Source organism: Alcanivorax sp., from assembly GCF_019431375.1.
GTDB lineage: Bacteria > Pseudomonadota > Gammaproteobacteria > Pseudomonadales > Alcanivoracaceae > Alcanivorax > Alcanivorax jadensis_A.
The window spans coordinates 1611066-1626843 of the sequence record NZ_CP080267.1 but is presented as its reverse complement, the minus strand read 5'-3'; the positions used below and the strand labels follow the sequence as shown (position 1 = coordinate 1626843).

At 58.9% G+C, this 15778-nt stretch carries 16 protein-coding genes; 10 read left to right on the top strand and 6 right to left on the bottom strand.

Annotated features, from left to right (window positions below; genetic code table 11):
* Window positions 1-129 precede the first annotated feature (129 nt).
* From KZ772_RS07505 to KZ772_RS07495, 3 genes are all read left to right on the top strand, one after another.
* A complete protein-coding gene (locus tag KZ772_RS07505) occupies window positions 130-2130 on the top strand; it encodes a hypothetical protein (protein ID WP_290539176.1) in 2001 nt (666 codons plus the stop codon).
* A 106-nt stretch (window positions 2131-2236) separates the two neighbouring features.
* Complete coding sequence (locus KZ772_RS07500; protein ID WP_290539175.1) at window positions 2237-2791, top strand: sigma-70 family RNA polymerase sigma factor; 555 nt, start codon at window positions 2237-2239, stop codon at window positions 2789-2791.
* Window positions 2788-3477, top strand: coding sequence for an anti-sigma factor (locus KZ772_RS07495; RefSeq protein WP_290539174.1), 690 nt, complete (start codon window positions 2788-2790; stop codon window positions 3475-3477). Before KZ772_RS07500 ends, KZ772_RS07495 begins: the two co-directional genes overlap by 4 nt.
* A gap of 9 nt (window positions 3478-3486) precedes the next feature.
* Here the strand turns inward: KZ772_RS07495 and miaB are convergent, their stop codons facing one another.
* Window positions 3487-4824 (bottom strand): tRNA (N6-isopentenyl adenosine(37)-C2)-methylthiotransferase MiaB, encoded by a 1338-nt coding sequence (gene miaB, locus KZ772_RS07490; RefSeq protein WP_290539173.1) that lies wholly within the window; start codon window positions 4822-4824, stop codon window positions 3487-3489.
* 97 nt (window positions 4825-4921) lie between these two features.
* Here miaB and KZ772_RS07485 point away from each other — a divergent pair, with 97 nt between their 5' ends.
* The 5 genes from KZ772_RS07485 to KZ772_RS07465 all read left to right on the top strand — a co-directional run bounded on the left by KZ772_RS07485 (window position 4922) and on the right by KZ772_RS07465 (window position 8768).
* Window positions 4922-5488: an SCO family protein gene (locus tag KZ772_RS07485; RefSeq protein ID WP_290539172.1), complete on the top strand. Its 567-nt coding sequence runs from the start codon at window positions 4922-4924 to the stop codon at window positions 5486-5488.
* Window positions 5469-5915, top strand: a complete 447-nt coding sequence (locus KZ772_RS07480) for a copper chaperone PCu(A)C (RefSeq protein ID WP_290539171.1) — start codon at window positions 5469-5471, stop codon at window positions 5913-5915. Before KZ772_RS07485 ends, KZ772_RS07480 begins: the two co-directional genes overlap by 20 nt.
* 83 nt (window positions 5916-5998) lie before the next feature.
* On the top strand, window positions 5999-7231 hold the full coding sequence (locus tag KZ772_RS07475; RefSeq protein WP_290539170.1) for a hypothetical protein: 1233 nt from the start codon (window positions 5999-6001) through the stop codon (window positions 7229-7231).
* A gap of 24 nt (window positions 7232-7255) precedes the next feature.
* Window positions 7256-7651 (top strand): hypothetical protein, encoded by a 396-nt coding sequence (locus KZ772_RS07470; protein WP_290539169.1) that lies wholly within the window; start codon window positions 7256-7258, stop codon window positions 7649-7651.
* Window positions 7652-7829: 178 nt separating this feature from the next.
* Complete coding sequence (locus tag KZ772_RS07465; protein WP_290539168.1) at window positions 7830-8768, top strand: endonuclease/exonuclease/phosphatase family protein; 939 nt, start codon at window positions 7830-7832, stop codon at window positions 8766-8768.
* A 147-nt stretch (window positions 8769-8915) separates the two neighbouring features.
* Here the strand turns inward: KZ772_RS07465 and KZ772_RS07460 are convergent, their stop codons facing one another.
* From KZ772_RS07460 to KZ772_RS07450, 3 genes are all read right to left on the bottom strand, one after another.
* On the bottom strand, window positions 8916-9590 hold the full coding sequence (locus KZ772_RS07460) for a TorF family putative porin (RefSeq protein ID WP_272963317.1): 675 nt from the start codon (window positions 9588-9590) through the stop codon (window positions 8916-8918).
* Window positions 9591-9808: 218 nt separating this feature from the next.
* Window positions 9809-10279 (bottom strand): hypothetical protein, encoded by a 471-nt coding sequence (locus tag KZ772_RS07455; protein ID WP_290539167.1) that lies wholly within the window; start codon window positions 10277-10279, stop codon window positions 9809-9811.
* Window positions 10280-10434: 155 nt separating this feature from the next.
* Complete coding sequence (locus KZ772_RS07450) at window positions 10435-11481, bottom strand: M14 family zinc carboxypeptidase (RefSeq protein ID WP_290539166.1); 1047 nt, start codon at window positions 11479-11481, stop codon at window positions 10435-10437.
* 269 nt (window positions 11482-11750) lie between these two features.
* Between KZ772_RS07450 and KZ772_RS07445 the strand changes: the two genes are divergently transcribed.
* Entirely contained in the window at window positions 11751-12473 is a 723-nt protein-coding gene (locus KZ772_RS07445) for a YiiX/YebB-like N1pC/P60 family cysteine hydrolase (RefSeq protein WP_290539165.1), read from the top strand.
* Here KZ772_RS07445 and KZ772_RS07440 read toward each other — a convergent pair.
* Complete coding sequence (locus KZ772_RS07440) at window positions 12373-12834, bottom strand: isoprenylcysteine carboxylmethyltransferase family protein (protein ID WP_290539164.1); 462 nt, start codon at window positions 12832-12834, stop codon at window positions 12373-12375. The two genes, KZ772_RS07445 and KZ772_RS07440, sit on opposite strands and share 101 nt — an antisense overlap.
* A 322-nt stretch (window positions 12835-13156) precedes the next feature.
* Between KZ772_RS07440 and KZ772_RS07435 the strand changes: the two genes are divergently transcribed.
* On the top strand, window positions 13157-14623 hold the full coding sequence (locus KZ772_RS07435; protein ID WP_290539163.1) for a PhoH family protein: 1467 nt from the start codon (window positions 13157-13159) through the stop codon (window positions 14621-14623).
* Window positions 14624-14774: 151 nt separating this feature from the next.
* Here KZ772_RS07435 and KZ772_RS07430 read toward each other — a convergent pair whose 3' ends face one another.
* Window positions 14775-15776, bottom strand: a complete 1002-nt coding sequence (locus tag KZ772_RS07430) for a hypothetical protein (protein ID WP_290539162.1) — start codon at window positions 15774-15776, stop codon at window positions 14775-14777.
* Window positions 15777-15778: the final 2 nt, after the last annotated feature.

Below are 15778 nucleotides of genomic sequence, written 5' to 3'. Positions count from 1 at the left end.
AGTACATTTAAAGCGATAATCATTACGCTTTGTTACATCCATCTCCGTGTGGGGGCGGTATCAGAAACAGGACCCGGTTGTCCTGACTGACCGGCACCAAGCCGGTATCGCTATCCAAGGAGAGATAACATGAATGTGAATGGCAAAGGTTTACTGTGGCTGTCGCCACTGGCCGTTGCGATAACGCTGGCAGCCTGTGGGGGAAATAACAGCGACCGTTCCCGCATCAATGTACCCGGAGTGGCTAAGGGCCCGTCATTGCTGGTGATGCACAATGGTGCTGCTAACGCCGGTCAAATAGACCGCCTGGATGCGCGCCTGGAAGTGCAAGGCACTTTCAACGCAGATGCCAATGAAGGCATTGCGCTGGATCTGTTGGGCAATCTCTACGCCGCCAACGACAGTAGCGGGGCGCCCAGCACCCTGCAGGTACTGCACCAACTGGCAGAGCGGACCGACGGCTCTGCTGCTGTCGATACGCTGGATCGCAGTGTGCCGGCTCTGGGCTCAATGACTCTGAAAGGGATCGCCATTGCCCATCAGGCTGGCCTTGTCATGGCCGCCAATATTGGTGGTAACAGTGTTGAGGTGTTTGGCACCGCAGCCGGAAGCAATGCCACGCCTCTTGCCAGTACCGCCCTGTCGGGAAATACCTGGGATCTTGCCTATGATGAAGCGGCGGATCGGCTTTTCCTGGCCATGACCAATGGCTCCGTGATCGTGGTGGATGACTACGTGGCTGGCGGCTTCATGGCGACCCCGGCTCGGGTGATTACGCCTGATACCGCGGGCGCCGTGTCCAACCTGCATGGTATCGCCTACCAGGCTGACTCGGACACCCTGGTGGTCAGTGATGTGGGTGATGCTGCCGTGGCGGATGATGGCCAACTGTATGTGATCGAGAATGCGTCTACTGCCAATGGCACGGTGACGCCTGCACGGACCCTGGCCGGCCCGTCGACCAAGCTGGGCAACCCGGTGGACCTGGTGCTGGAGGGCAACACGGTCTTCATCGCGGAGAAATCCAACGATGCGATTCTGGTTTACCGCAACGTGTTTTCCGGCGGCTCCGGGAATATTGCGCCGAACAAGGTGGTCGACAGCATCAAGCCGGAATCCCTGGCCATTATTCTTGAACCGGAACAGCAACCGGATCTGTCCGATATCGATAGCACTGGCACGACCTTCACCGGCGTTGCCGTCACCAGCAATCCGCCCACTGCCCCCGGCGACCCGGATGTGGTGGTACTGGACCTGGATCTGGGCGCCATGCAGCGCGGCTTTTTCACAACTCAGGACCGCGAAAGCCTGGCATTCAACCAGATGGGTGATGCCTACATTACCTACGATTCCGGCCTGGCTGTGATCAACCGTCTGGCCACAGATCGCGATGGCGAGACATTCTCGCTCAGCCGTGATCGGCTGATTGAAGGCGCCGGCACCGGCCTGATGGCACCGAAAGGTTTTGATGTGGTGGACTCGCTGGGCTGGGTGCTGGTCACCGATAATGGTAACCCGTCCGTGCGGGTCTTCGGCGCCCAGGCGGGCGGCGATGCAGCCCCCTTGTTTACCACCAGCCTGACCGTGGCGCCCTGGGATCTGGATTATGACCCGGATGCGGACCGCCTCTATGTGGCACTCACCGACGGCACGGTTGCTGTGTTTGAAAGTTACAGCACGGTACGCGGCAGCGCCGGACCTGACCGGGTGATTACCCCTGCCGAAGGTGGCGTGGCGTTTGCCGCCCCGACCAATCTGCACGGCATTGTGCACGTGGCAGAAACCGATCAGCTGATCCTGTCCGATGTGGGTAGCGGCGCTAATCCTACTGACGGCAAGCTGTATGTGTTGGATAACGGTTCAACCGCTGACGGCATCACCGATGTCACCGTGAAAATCGATAACGGCGACAACAATGCGGTGGGCAATACCCAGCTGGGTAATCCGGTGGATATTGCTTTCGATGGCGAGCATCTCTATGTGGCGGAGAAATCCCAGGGCATGGTGCTGCGCTTTGACAATATCCTTGATTCTGCCGGTGGTGACGTAACGCCGTCGCAGACCTGGATGCAGTCGTCGCCGGAATCGGTATCGCTGATTGCGGATTATCTTGGACGCGCTCCGCAATAGCCCGGACCGGGCCGCTGCAGCGGCCCGGATTCTCCGCGTCTTGACACATCCTTCTCGCGTTGTGGTGAATCATCTTCATCTCGCTGTTCGCTTGGGATGCAAGCTCATGGATGATTCGCGTGCTGATCTGGAAGAGGGCAACACCCTGCTGCGTGCCAGTGCACGGGGAGACCGGCAGGCCTTCCATCAGCTCTATCTCAACGAAGCACCTCGCATGCTGGCGTTGGCCCGTGGTTTTACCGGTGAGTTATCGCTGGCTGAGGATGCCTTGCAAGATACCTTCGTTCAGGTCTGGAACAACGCCCGACGCTTTCAGAGTGAGCGTGGCAGTGCCCGGACCTGGCTGTTCGCATTACTGCGATACCGATTGCTCGATCAACAGCAGCGTTCTCGTCGGGAGAGTGCTGAACCCTTGCCCGGCGATAACTGGCCGGAACCGGGGCCCTCACCGGAGCAGTGCGCGGTCAACGATGATCAGCGCCGCGCCATTGTCGGGTGTTTGCAGGATCTGCAGATGGAGCGTCGCCGGCCCATCCTGATGGCCTTTTATCTGGGGCTGACCTATGAGCAGATTGCCGAAACCCTGGCCGTTCCCCTGGGGACCATTAAAAGCCGGGTCCGCTCCGGGCTGAAAGGGCTGCAGGAGTGCCTGCGACTATGATTCCTGAGGATTCCGACGCGCAGCATCTGTTGATTGCCGAACACGTTCTCGGTCTGCATGGTCGTGAGCAGGCGGCAGAGATTGAGCGCTGGCTGGAGCAGGACGAAGACGCCACCCGGCTGGCCAGCCATTGGCGGGAGCACTGGCTGGGGGCGGTGGAGCTGCTGGATCCGGTGCCGCTTCCGCCGCGGTTATGGCGGCGAATTTCCCGGCGCATCGGCGCGGATGCCACCGGTTGGTGGGCTGGTTGGCAGGGGCTCTGGCAAAGCCTTTCGCTGTGGCGAATGGTCAGTGCTGCCCTGCTGGTGGCGCTGGTATTGCTGCTGGGGCCGTTACGTGTGCCGGCGCCGGTTTATACCGTAGTGTTGCAGGCGCCTGGCGAGGCCGCCAGTCCGGGCTGGCGGGTTACCGTTTCTGCCAAAGGTGACTTGCAGCTGACGCCGCTGGAAGATGGCGACTACCCGGCGGACCGCAGTGTCCAGTTCTGGACCCTGGCGGACCCGGCACTTGGGCCTCGTTCCCTGGGCCTGGTGCAACCCGGCGAGCCGCTGGTGGTGCCGGCCAACCGCGTGGGCGGAGTGGAAAGTGGTCAGTTGTTCGAGTTGACTCTGGAACCGCCCGGCGGCTCTCCCGGCGACCGGCCCACCGGGCCGATCCTGTTTATCGGTCGCGCCGTGGCGCTTTAACCACGTGCTTCAGCCCGGGTTGCGCGGATCACTGCCGAGCAGGGAGTTGCTGTAGGCCTGCTCGATGGTGATATCCACGAATTTACCGATCAGATCGGTGTCATCGCTGCGGAAGTTCACCACCCGGTTGTTCTCCGTGCGGCCCTTGAGCTGGCCCGGGTCTTTCTTGGAGAAACCGTCCACCAGAATTCGCTGGGTGCTACCCACCATCTTGCGGGAAATGTCCTGCACATTCTGGGTGATGCGTTGCTGCAGAATGGCCAGCCGCTGCTTCTTCACTTCCATGGGCACATCATCGGGCAGGTCTGCCGCCGGGGTGCCGGGGCGGGCGCTGTAGATGAAGCTGAAGGACATGTCGAAGCCAATATCGTGGATCAGGTTCATGGTGTCTTCGAAGTCCCGGTCGGTCTCCCCGGGGAAGCCGATGATGAAATCGGAGCTGAACGAGATGTCCGGGCGGATGCGCTTGAGCTTGCGCAACTTGCTCTTGTATTCCAGCACCATATGGTTGCGCTTCATCATGGCAAGAATACGGTCCGAGCCGGATTGCACCGGCAGATGCAGGTGATTGACCAGTTCCGGTACGTCTTCATAGACCTGGATCAGCGCATCGGAAAACTCCACCGGGTGGCTGGTGGTGTAGCGGATGCGGTCGATGCCGTCGATGTCGCGGATCAGCCGGATCAGGTCGGCCAGATCCAGGGTGTCGCCATCGGCGCCAACGCCCCGGTAGGCATTCACGTTCTGGCCCAGCAGGTTGACCTCGCGCACCCCCATTTCCGCCAGGTGCTCGATTTCCTTGAGCACCGGCTGCACCGGGCGGCTCACTTCCTCGCCGCGGGTGTAGGGCACCACGCAGAAGGTGCAGTATTTGGAGCAGCCTTCCATGATGGACACGAAGGCGCTGGGACCATCCACGCTAGGTTCCGGCAGGTTGTCGAACTTTTCCACTTCCGGAAAGGTCACATCGATGGCCAGTTTCCGGGTGGTGGCGGCCTGGGTAATCAGGCCGGGCAGGCGATGCAGGGTCTGCGGGCCGAACACCACGTCCACATAGGGGGCCCGGTCACGGATGGCGTCGCCTTCCTGACTGGCCACGCAGCCGCCTACCGCGATCACCATGTCCGGTTTGGCGTCCTTGAGCTTTTTCCAGCGACCCAGCTGGTGAAACACCTTTTCCTGGGCTTTTTCGCGGATCGAGCAGGTGTTGAGCAGTAATACGTCTGCTTCTTCCGGATTGTCGGTGGGCTCCAGGCCGTGGCTGGATTCGAGTAGGTCCACCATGCGGGAGGAATCGTACTCGTTCATCTGGCAGCCGTGGGTCTGAATGAAAAGCTTGCGTGCCAAGGGGCACCTCCATCATTGGGTCGTAGTAAGCCGCTTTGGCTTGCCTAACCCTCGAATAGCGTCAAAATGGGCGCGGATTATACCAACCGGAGAGATCATGCGAAAACTGCCGTACATCCTGCCTTTGCTGCTGACCCTTCTGGTGGTCGGCTGTGGCAAGCAGGAAAGTGACTTGCCTGTGAATACCAGGCTGGGGGGTGAGTTTACACTGACTGACCAGAACGGCGAGCCTTTCAGTCACTCACAGCTCAAAGGCAAGGTGTCGATCCTGTTTTTCGGCTACACCCATTGTCCGGATATCTGCCCGGCGGTTTTGGCCCGGGTGGCTCAGGTGTACCGGAAACTGGAAGAAGCAGGTGAAGCGGATCAGGTGCAACCGGTTTTTATCACCTTCGATCCGGAGCGTGACACGGCGGATCACCTGAAGAAATACCTGCCCTGGTTCAAGGCGGACATCATCGGCCTGACCGGCAGCCTGGAGGAAATCCGCCAGGTGGCAGAGCAGTACGGGGTGGTGTTCATCAAGGATCAGCAGGAACAGGATTACCTGTTCACCCACAGTGACTATATCTATCTGCTGGACGACCAGGGCCGGGTGCGCAAGCTGTATCCGGCGGACTTCACCATTGACGAGGTGGTAGCCGATGCCAAAACGCTCCTTTAAATCCCTGCTGGTGGTCGCTGTGCTGGCCTTTGCCATGCCCGCCCATGCGGAACTGACCTTTGCCGATCCCTGGCTGCGCGCGGTACCGCCGGTATCGCCGACCATGGCGGGTTATGTGACCCTGAACAATAGCGGCGATGAGGCAGTGACCATCACCGGCGTCAGCACCTCGGCCGCCGGCCATACCATGCTGCATGATGTGGAAAGCGCCGCTGACGGCAGCCGCAGGATGGTGCACCTGCATCATCTGGAAATCCCGGCCAGGGGCAGTGTCCCGCTGGCACCGGGGGGCAGGCACCTGATGCTGATGAAACTTGCTGAGGTTCCGGCTCCTGGCGAGACCGTGGAGATCTGCTTCCACCTGAAGGGCGGAGAAGATGCCTGTACAGGATTTCCGGTAAAACGGGCGTCCCAAACTGACGGTTGAACCCGGTTCCTTTTTGCGGATAATGCCATGCTTTATTCGTAGTCGTAGCGTAGCAATAACGACTATAAAAGCGTGGGGGATCTATGAAAAAGGCATTATCCGTAATGTTGGGCGCTTCCCTGAGTGCAAGCCCGGTGTGGGCCCAGACTCCGGAAAGTGATGTCCAGCAGACGCTGCGCGATTATGAGCAGCGCCTGGAGCAGCTGGAAAAACAGCAATTCACCAATACGCTGAACGATGCCGGTGACCGGATCCGCATCAACGGGTTTCTCTCCGCCGGCATGTCCCGGGCAGAGGTGGACACTACCTCTGGCTCTGCCAGCTATATCGATGGCGCCAGCGACAAGTGGAGCCACGATTCCCTGACCCGCGCCGGCGTACAGTTCAATGCCAAACTCAGCGACCGGGCGGAAGCCGTGGTGCAGCTGTTTGCTTCCGGTGATGACGAATTCAATGCGGAATTGCAGTGGGCCTATCTGGATTACCAGGTCAGTGACTCTGTCAGCGTCAAAGCCGGGCGCATCGTGGCGCCGTTCTACATGCACTCCCAGTACATCGATGTGGGCTACGCTTACCCGTGGGCCAGCCTGCCGGCGGAGGTATATCAGCTGGCGCCGGTGAAAACCATGGAAGCGATAGAAGCTTCCTGGCGTTTTACCACCGGGCCGGTTTCGCACCGTCTTTCCGGGTTCTGGGGTTCCAGTACCGTGGATGGGGGTGAGCGTGTGGCCAATGCCCAGTTTCAGGCGGATGATCTGAGCGGCCTGAATTTTACCAGCCACTGGCGCAACTGGACGGCGAGAGCCGCCTATAGTGCTGCGGATGTGTCTGTCAGCCAGGATGATCTGGCAGCAGCCGGGATACCGCCCATTTTGGGGCTGTCATTTGATGGGGTGTACACCTATTTTGCCGGCGTGGGCCTGCAATACGATGACGGCAACTGGTTCTTCTCCGCAGAAAAGGCGCGACTGGATTTCGGTAACTGGTACCCCAGCAGCGAAAGCGGTTATGTCACCCTCGGCAAGTATCTGGGCAAGTGGATGCCCATGGTGACCTGGGCAGAAGTGACTCCCCGTGATCTGGATAACAGCCTTCCTGCTGCCCTGAATAACAGTCTGGCGGAGCAACAAAAAAGCTGGACCGGCGGGCTGCGCTATTCCCTCAGCGACTCCATCGCGCTGAAAGGGGAAGTCAGCTATTACTACGATTTTTCCGACAGTGACGTGACCACCTCCGGCTTCTTTGTGACCGACGGTGGCGAGCTTGAGGATGATCATGCCACGGTGGTTCGTCTCAGTGCGGATCTGGTTTTTTAAGGGGGAATGACCATGAAAAAAATAATGTTCTCATTGCTCCTGATGCTGGCGTCCGCCGCCCAGGCAGAACCGGTAGTGGTGGTGTCCGCCAGCAGCAGTCTTGATGCACTCACCCAGGATGAAGTGCGACAGATCTTCAATGGGCAAACCCGTCGGGTCTCCGGTATCTCGGTGAAGCCGCTGGATTTGCCGTCTCGGGGCAGTGCCCGGGATGACTTTTACCAGCAGGTGCTGGGCAAGAGTGCCGAGCAGATGAAAAGCTACTGGGCGCGGATGATCTTTACCGGCCGTGGCATGCCACCCCGGGAGGTCTCCAGTGACCAGGAGATGATCATGCTGGTGGGCAGTAATCGAAACTTTGTCGGTTATCTGGATGCATCACGGGTGACCCCGGACCTGAAAGTGGTCTATCGACCCTGATTCTGTTGTTCACAAACCCCTTGCCCGCCTCCTCGGCGGGTTTTTTTTGAGCGTAAACTTCCGCGGTTTTGCAAAACGTAGGGTGCCACTGAGCCTGGGGCGAACTGCACCATCTTTCCTACCTGTGTTTGAGACTTCGCCTCTACTGGGTTTTGCCAACACCCCATAGACTGCGTCAATGCGCCATTTACTGATCATCTACTTGTTTCTTGTTCCTTTGGTCCTGCCGGCGGATTGCCGAAACCTGGCTCCGGCTCAAGGTGTGCCCGCCCCACAAGCGGATGAATGGACCCTGGCGACGCTGAATCTATGGCGGCTTCGCGATACCCGTAAAGACAGCCGTCTGGATGAGCCGCTTTCTTCTGCTGTGCTGAACAGGCGAATACAGGCGCTGGCAGATTTCATCGCCGGGCCTTTGCAGGCGCCCCATATGCTGGCGGTACAGGAAGTGGAGAATCGCGAGCTGCTGGAAAAGTTGACAGCCCGCCTGGCCCGTAAGGGCCACCACTACCGCGTGGTACTAAAAGAGGGCAATGATCCTTCCGGTATGGATGTGGGACTGCTCTATCGGCCGCCGGTGCGGATTGCGTCAGTGAGTCGTCTGTTTGCGGAGCAGGGCTTTCACGGTCACACACTGTTTTCCCGTCCACCCCTGCGCGTGACGCTGCAAGATCCCCGGCAATGGCAGTTGGTGATTGTGCACCTGCGTAGTGCGCGGGGTCTGCACAAGCCACAGGTCCATGAGAAACGACAGAGTCAGGCTGCTCTGCTGGCTAACTGGGTGGGCGAGCAGGACGGGCCGCTGGTAATGGCCGGGGACTTCAATACCACCTGGGATGCCGGCCGTTTTTCTGCCAGCTACGAACGTTTCGCTGAATCCGGGTTATTCAATCTGTGGCAGCGTCTGCCGGAGCCGGAACGCTACAGCTTTCGTCACCGCTGTCGACCACAGGCGCTGGACCATATCTGGGTGTCAGCGGATTTGAAAATGTCCGTCAGCAGAGTAGCGGCAAGCCGCGGCAATGCGGGCCGTTATGACAGCCTCTATGGCAGCCAGGGGGTGGCGCCGGTATCGGATCATGATGCGCTGGTAGTGTACTTTTCTGCAAAGAAATAACGACAGGTTGGCGTGTTGCGTGGAGCGAGGGGGATGTTGCGTGGAAGGTAAAAAGACGCCGCGGGGTTGCTTGCGTGTTTGCGAGGACCAGGGAGAGCCCCGCGGCGTTAAACAGTGGGCGGCGTAAGCCGCCCGTTTTCTTGGTGCTTAAAGCGCGAACTCGTAAGAAACGCTCATGACCAGATCGTCGTCGTAGGTATTGTCTTCTTCCTGATCCACGATCTTGGACAGGGTGAAGGTGAACTGATCGGTAACGGCGTAGCCCAGATCCACGTGAGTGTAGTCGCTGTCATCCGCTTCAAAGTCGTAGAAGCCTACGGTGGCGGAGTACTTGTCGTAGCCGTAACCCACAGCGAAGTAGTCGCTTTCGTAATCTTCGTCGCCGCCCTTACCTGAGTTGCCTACACCGATGAAGGCGTCAGCGCTCAGGCCGGCAAAGCCTACACCCAGGTGTACTTCCTGGAAGTCAGCGCCAGATGCAGGATTGTCACCTGCGGTGCCGCCAGCGGTGTAGTTATAGTCGATGTAGCTGATGTCGTAGCTCAGACCTTCGATCTCGCCACCAAAACCGGCGTACAGGTCGTACTCGGTGTCGTCAGTTTCAGAAGATGCCCAGGCACCAGCGTAGAGGCCGGAAGTGTGGGAGTAGTCAACGCTACCGTATACCGCAGCACCGTCGGTCAGCTGCTGACCACGCCACAAGTACTGGCTGGAAGCACCCAGGGTACCGCTGACTTCTGCTGCAGCGATGGCCGGAGCCAGGCTGGCAGCCACGATGGAAGCGGCCAAAACGGTTTTCTTCAGACCAAATACGTTTTTCATGTGCAACCCTCTTAACAAGTCTAATTTGTTCAAGTGTGCGTTGGTGACGCACCGCCTGTTCGGCTCACATGAGTTATAGCAGAGAATGTGCCAACTATTTTTTATCTTTTAAAAACAGAGGTTTGTATTTTTGGGCGAGGAATATTGAGGAATTGTTAAAGTGGAAGGCGAGGATGCGGTGCGCAAACTTGGTGCTGCGCACCGCATTGGTGCGTTAATTATGGGCACTGCCAGTCAACCAGCACGGCATCCACACTGGAACCGTCTGCATCCGTCAGGGACAAGCCGCATTGCCCTTTCTCGTGAACAAAGTGTGCCCGGTAGTCGCTACCGGCTTGTGGGTCGAATTGCAGCGCGACCTTGCAGCGATCCCGTGTGTTGTCGGCATTACGGCGGTTATAGGTGACGCCGATCCGGGTTGCCGGGGTAGCCGGGATGGCGGTGGTGACTTCCGGGCTTTTTTTCATGGTTTCCAGTAGATCATTCAGGGCGTCGCCACCGAAGGGCGTTTGTGAAATAGCGTATTCGGTGGACTTGAATCCTTTGCCGGGTACGCAAACCACCGGCTGGGCGGCGGTGTTGTTGCTGGTAAAGGTGACCTGGGCAGTCTCCTCGCCCTCTGGCGGCTGGTAGTTCAGGTGCTGGCAGCCGGCCAGCAAGGCAAGGGGGGCAAGAAACAGGGCTTTCATGGTGTGTCCTTATCGAAGCGTTTGGCAAAGTGTAAGTCAGCCGGGCGGCGGACCCAATGGGCTTTTCTGTTGCAAGGTCGGGGCCATGAATGGATGGCTGGCTCACAGATATATTGAAAAGCGCTTGCAGGCAAGCTCCTACAAAAGGTCAGCGGTTAGTCGGCGTCCCCAAACCAGTGGGCAATCGCCTGCCGGGTCAGTTCTGGTTTTTCCCGGGTAGTGGGTAGCCAGTTGCCGGCGTTGGCGGTCATGGCAGTGAGGAATTCGAACAGGGGAAGGTGCTGGCGCAGTACCCGATGATGGCGATGGCCGATCACCGGGTTGAAGTATCCGAAGAAATCCAACATCTGTCGGGGGTTCTTGCGCACCCACAGCCAGGAGCCCATTTCCAGGGTAAAGGGCAGGAAGGTGTGTTGCGGTGCCCGATCCTGGGCATCGTCGTAGAGGTAATCCCACAGGTCGCCGTGGGTGGTGTAGTTCACCGACTGCGGCTCGATCAGGTAGGGGTGATGGTGAGGGTAGGTGTCCTCGAAATGCTGCTTGATCCGGAATACCTCGCCGATATGGGGAATGGGGCGATGGCTGCGGGCGTAGCAGCACCAGATGCGGTCGCGTCGGCCAAAGCCGCTGTGGCAGTCCAGGCTTATGGAGAACGGCGCCGGCATCAGTTTTTCCCGCACTACACGAACCACTGCCTGGGCTTCCGGCTCCATGGGGGCGCCACTTTTGCCCCGATACCAGGGCAGATGTCGGCTGATGCGGTGGCCGCCCACCAGGAACGGCACTCGGCCCATGGCATCAATAGGAGCGTTACGCATCAGGTCCACCCCATTGGGGTTGCTGCGGGTACGCTTCCAGATACCGCCCGGGTTGATCATGGGCATGAATACCAGCCGCACCTGCTCCAGCCGCCGGTGGAGCTGATCGTCCCACTGCAAACGATGAATGAGACTGTGCAGCCAGGACATCAGCACCTGACTGCCGATTCGCTCCACGCCATGGACTCCGCCAAAAAAACCGATAACCGGCACGCCAGGAGAGGTGCTGCCCATTTCGATCACCCGCACCGGCAATGACAGCTCTCCCATGGGCACTTCATGGACCGTGGACACACGCAGGTGACGTTCACCATGACGAATCAGTGCATCCAGATGCAGAAGTTCGGGCAGATGGCGTTGCAGCAGGTAAAGCTTGTCTTCCATAGGCGGGGGCGGGGACAGGCAAAGAGGAGGTGACCCTAACGTACGGGTGTGACGGGGAGATGACGGATGGCCCAGCTACCAGGTAAAACCAATCTGTTCTTGACGACGCCGTGCCGGATTACACGCTCATTAGCTAGAAGCTAGAAGCTAGAAGCTAGAAGCTAGAAGCTTCACCAAACCGTGACCCCGCTGTCAGCGAACTGTCACGGCGGGTTCCTAGTGTGGCTCCAGGATAGTCCTGCAACGGATAAGAGCCTGTGGCTGTGCCCATGACAATGCCTCTTGATTCTGCTTGCTCACTGCGAACCGGGGATCTGCTGTTGTTTTCCGGCCGTGGTTTTACCAGTGAGGTGATCCGGGTCTTTACCCGCAGCCCCTGGAGTCATATCGGCATGGTGGTGCACCTGCCCGGCAATCCCGACCCTCTGGTTCTCGAATCCACCACCCTCAGTGAATCGTCAGATGTGACCCTGGGGTGTCCGGTGGCCGGTGTGGCGCTGGTGCCGCTGGTGGACAAGCTGCGAGATTACCCAGGCACTGTGGCGTTGCGTCGGCGGCATGGCCCGCCGTTGAGCGACCGGCAGCAGCAACTGCTGGCGCGAATGGTGAAACGCCTGCTCCATCGCCCCTACAAGAACTATGTGCTGTGCAATGCGCTGGACGTGCTCACCGGTTTTACCCGCAAGCCGGATCAGCGTGGCTGGTTCTGTTCAGAGCTGGTGGCTGAGTTGTATCGGCGGCTGGGTTGGCTGCCCCGCCAGACCCGTGCCAGCACCCTGGTGCCGGGGCACTTCGGTTCCCGCCATATGCGCCTGCAACACGGCAAGCTGGGCGCAGTGGAATTTCTCAAGAGCGGGCCGCAAGCAACAGCCATCCGTGCCCGGGTCAGTGTTACAGCCAGCGGCGAACTCGCTGTCGATAGGCCTGCCATTGCTCTCCGAACTGCTGGGCGTGAAACGTCTCTTCCGCGGCAATCACATGCTGCTGGATAACCCAGACAACCGGTACCAGCATGATCAGCATGCCTGGGCTGTGCTGGTTCAGTGCCATGGCCAGGTACAGGGCAGTAAAGCCCAGGTAGATGGGGTTGCGGCTCAGCCGGAACACGCCCTGGGTAAGCAGCTTGCTGGCCGGGCGATGGGGAACCAGGGTGGTGCGTGCCAGGCGTAACTGGATGGCCGCAGCCAGAACCAGGGCGGTGCCGATCACGGCCAGGGCCAGTATCACCCAGCGGTCGCCGGGAAACGCCGGGGCGGGCAGGGTAAGGGCCTGATCGATGCCATAGCCCATCAGCAGGCCACCAAGGTACAGGGCCGGTGGCGGCATCATCACTTGCGGGTGCTCAAGGGGCATGGCGATAACCTGTATTCAGACAATGGAGAAAACCAAATCAGTGCGAATTCTAAACCCTATGCCAACCGTCCGCCCGTCTGACGGAAAACTTTACGAGGTTTGCTATTGATCATTTTGAAAAAGCTGGGTTATGGTAATTCCATTCCCGCCATTGCGGGAGTGATCGCGATCAAAAGCTGTTACAGCTGCTGCAACTGAACCGCCAAAAGGCTTAAACCAACGGCGGCAGGCGCAGGCGTCACTCTCGCTTTCTCAGACTAAGAGCCAGATCTGACGTCTCAGCCAAATGCTGCCCACGATGCAACCGTCACAGGGGATACGCATGGAAGAGCGCGCGGCCAGACTTCACACCCTCTCCATCAACCACGCAAGCGCCAACCAGAACGATTCAACCCTCGAACAAGAACAGCAAAAAACCTACGTCATCGATACCAATGTGTTGATCCACGACCCGAATTCGTTACTCAATTTCGAGGAACATCGGGTGGTGATCCCCATGACGGTGCTGGAGGAACTGGACAAGCTGAAGAGCGGCAGCAAATCCCATACGGCGGCGGATTGTCGTGCGGCCATTCGCCAGATCGACCGGGTGCTGGGTAGCGCCACGCCGGCGCAGGTGGAAGCGGGTATCCCCATTCCCCGAGGGCCGGAGACGGTCACCCAGGGCACGCTGACGGTGTTGATGTCGACGTCCGGCGAGCTGAATGCCCCCTTGCCCAATGACCTGAACGACAATCGCATCATCAATGATGTGGTGGCCATGCAGTCCAGGCAGCCGGAGCGTCGTTTCATTCTGGTCACCAAGGATATCAACATGCGCCTCAAGGCGCGGGCCTGCGGCATCGAATCGGAGGATTATCACAACGATCAGCTGGTCACGGACATCAAGCAGCTGACCCGAGGCTATTTCGAAGTGCCCGGTTCCTTCTGGGATCAGGTGACCCAGGTGGAAACCGAGCAGGTGGGGGCTGATACCCTGCACCATCTGTCCCACGGCTTGCTGGTCAGCGAAATTCTGGGTGAAGAGGTTTATCCCAACCAGTACATCATCGATGACCAGGGCTTCGTCGGGCGGGTGCTGGATGTGGACAACGGCGTGGTGACCTTGCGTCACTACAAGGCCGACAGTCTGCTCGATCAGGAAGTCTGGGGGCTGCGCCCGAAGAACCTGCAGCAGGCCATGGCGCTGCAACTGTTAATGGACCCGGATGTGCATCTGGTGACGCTCACCGGCGCGGCCGGTTCCGGCAAGACCATCCTGGCACTGGCCGCCGCAATCGAAATGACGGTGGAACAGAAGCGCTACAACAAGATCATTGCCACCCGCTCCACACCGCCTCTGGCGGAAGAGCATGGCTTCCTGCCCGGCACCGAAGAGGAAAAAATGGACCCTTGGCTGGGGGCCATCAACGATAATATAGAGGCGTTGCACCTGAACGATGAAAACCCCTCCGGCAGTATTCAATACGTGAAGGAAAAGGCCAATATCCAGTTCAAGGCCATGAACTATATCCGCGGCCGTAGTTTTCAGAAATCCCTGATCCTGATCGATGAAAGCCAGAACCTGACCCCCCACCAGATGAAGGCGATCATCACCCGGGCCGGGGAAGGCTCCAAGGTGGTGTGCCTGGGCAACCTGGCCCAGATCGACACACCTTACCTGTCACCCACCAGCTCTGGTCTGACCTACATGACCGAACGCTTCAAACGGTTCGTTCATGGTGGTTCGGTGCAGTTGAACGGAGTGCCGAGATCGTTGCTGGCGGAATACGCGGAGTCGTTCCTCTAGTTAACAGTTAATAGTGAACAGTTAACAGCGAGAGCTCGCGTTAGATTTTTTCTTTTCTCCAACGAAAGAGGCCGCGTCCAGACTCTGGGCGCGGCCTCTCAGGTTTTAAACTCCACCAAAGCAGGGTCGCGTAGCTGTTAACTATTCACTGTTAACTGTTCACTATCTTTTTGCACGCTTCCGACTGATAAAAGTCATCCAGCACCCATTGAATAAACGGTTCCAGCACGCCCTGTTCAATGAGGACGGTAGCGCCGCGGGCCAGGGCGGGGGCGGTGATTTCACGAACTTGCTCTTCGCTGATCTTCATGCCGTCCAGCAGGGTTTGCAGGGGCATGTCGCTGAGGGATTGAACGGCGGCGTGGATACCCACGCTGACCAGTCGGCGGGTGTAATCCAGGCGGGCGGTTTCGTCGCCGATGGCACAGCTCTGGCTGACCACTTCATCAATGGTGCCGGCCGGCACCAGCTTCAAATAGTCGGCAGGTTTCAGGGGCGCCACGCGCTGGTAGCCGTCCCGGGCCAGTTGTTCGATGCGGTCATTGGTGAGTTGTTTATTGAGCCACTGTTCGCCGGTTTTCAGGGTGACGCGGATATTCTTTCTCAAATAATCGCGGATGGATTCTTCCATGCCGCCCATGGCCTTGCCCACCATGCTCTTGCGGCCCATTTTCATCACGCTGCTGACGCCGGGCAGTTTGGCCAGGGCGTTCTCTTCCAGCAGAAAATTCTTGATGCCGGTGTAGAGCATTTCGCTGACCATTTCGCTGACCAGCGGGTGGTTCATGGCGGCGTGGACGGCTTTCTCGCGCAGGGTCTGCAGCTTCAGTACCTGCTCCAGGATCGCCTCGAAATGGTCCTCGCTGAGCAGCTCGCCCACGGTGGCCGGATCCTTTTCGGCGGCTTCCCAGACCGCCTTGCTCACGTCGCTGACCACACCCTGCAGCCCTTGGGCGCTGAGCGCCTGTTGCAGCCATTGGTCCACGACGGTGGTCAGGGAATCACTGTCTACCAGTTTACCCAGGGGGACAACGCCCAGGCTGACGCTGGCCTGAGCCATCAGGGCCTGCCAGTGCTCCTCGTTTTGCAGTTGTGCACAAAGGTGTGCCTGGTGCGCATCGCGCAGGGCGGAGATCAGTTGAGCGGATGACATGG

Bases quoted from the DNA above. Each gene is read 5' to 3' on its own strand.
- KZ772_RS07455 (WP_290539167.1), bottom strand. From the start codon at position 10,279: ATGAAAGCCCTGTTTCTTGCCCCCCTTGCCTTGCTGGCCGGCTGCCAG.
- KZ772_RS07480 (WP_290539171.1), top strand. From the start codon at position 5,469: ATGCCAAAACGCTCCTTTAAATCCCTGCTGGTGGTCGCTGTGCTGGCC.
- KZ772_RS07430 (WP_290539162.1), bottom strand. From the start codon at position 15,776: ATGTCATCCGCTCAACTGATCTCCGCCCTGCGCGATGCGCACCAGGCA.
- KZ772_RS07505 (WP_290539176.1), top strand. From the start codon at position 130: ATGAATGTGAATGGCAAAGGTTTACTGTGGCTGTCGCCACTGGCCGTT.
- KZ772_RS07470 (WP_290539169.1), top strand. From the start codon at position 7,256: ATGTTCTCATTGCTCCTGATGCTGGCGTCCGCCGCCCAGGCAGAACCG.
- KZ772_RS07445 (WP_290539165.1), top strand. From the start codon at position 11,751: ATGACAATGCCTCTTGATTCTGCTTGCTCACTGCGAACCGGGGATCTG.
- KZ772_RS07465 (WP_290539168.1), top strand. From the start codon at position 7,830: ATGCGCCATTTACTGATCATCTACTTGTTTCTTGTTCCTTTGGTCCTG.
- KZ772_RS07460 (WP_272963317.1), bottom strand. From the start codon at position 9,590: ATGAAAAACGTATTTGGTCTGAAGAAAACCGTTTTGGCCGCTTCCATC.
- KZ772_RS07475 (WP_290539170.1), top strand. From the start codon at position 5,999: ATGAAAAAGGCATTATCCGTAATGTTGGGCGCTTCCCTGAGTGCAAGC.
- KZ772_RS07485 (WP_290539172.1), top strand. From the start codon at position 4,922: ATGCGAAAACTGCCGTACATCCTGCCTTTGCTGCTGACCCTTCTGGTG.
- KZ772_RS07495 (WP_290539174.1), top strand. From the start codon at position 2,788: ATGATTCCTGAGGATTCCGACGCGCAGCATCTGTTGATTGCCGAACAC.
- KZ772_RS07435 (WP_290539163.1), top strand. From the start codon at position 13,157: ATGGAAGAGCGCGCGGCCAGACTTCACACCCTCTCCATCAACCACGCA.
- KZ772_RS07500 (WP_290539175.1), top strand. From the start codon at position 2,237: ATGGATGATTCGCGTGCTGATCTGGAAGAGGGCAACACCCTGCTGCGT.
- KZ772_RS07440 (WP_290539164.1), bottom strand. From the start codon at position 12,834: ATGCCCCTTGAGCACCCGCAAGTGATGATGCCGCCACCGGCCCTGTAC.
- KZ772_RS07450 (WP_290539166.1), bottom strand. From the start codon at position 11,481: ATGGAAGACAAGCTTTACCTGCTGCAACGCCATCTGCCCGAACTTCTG.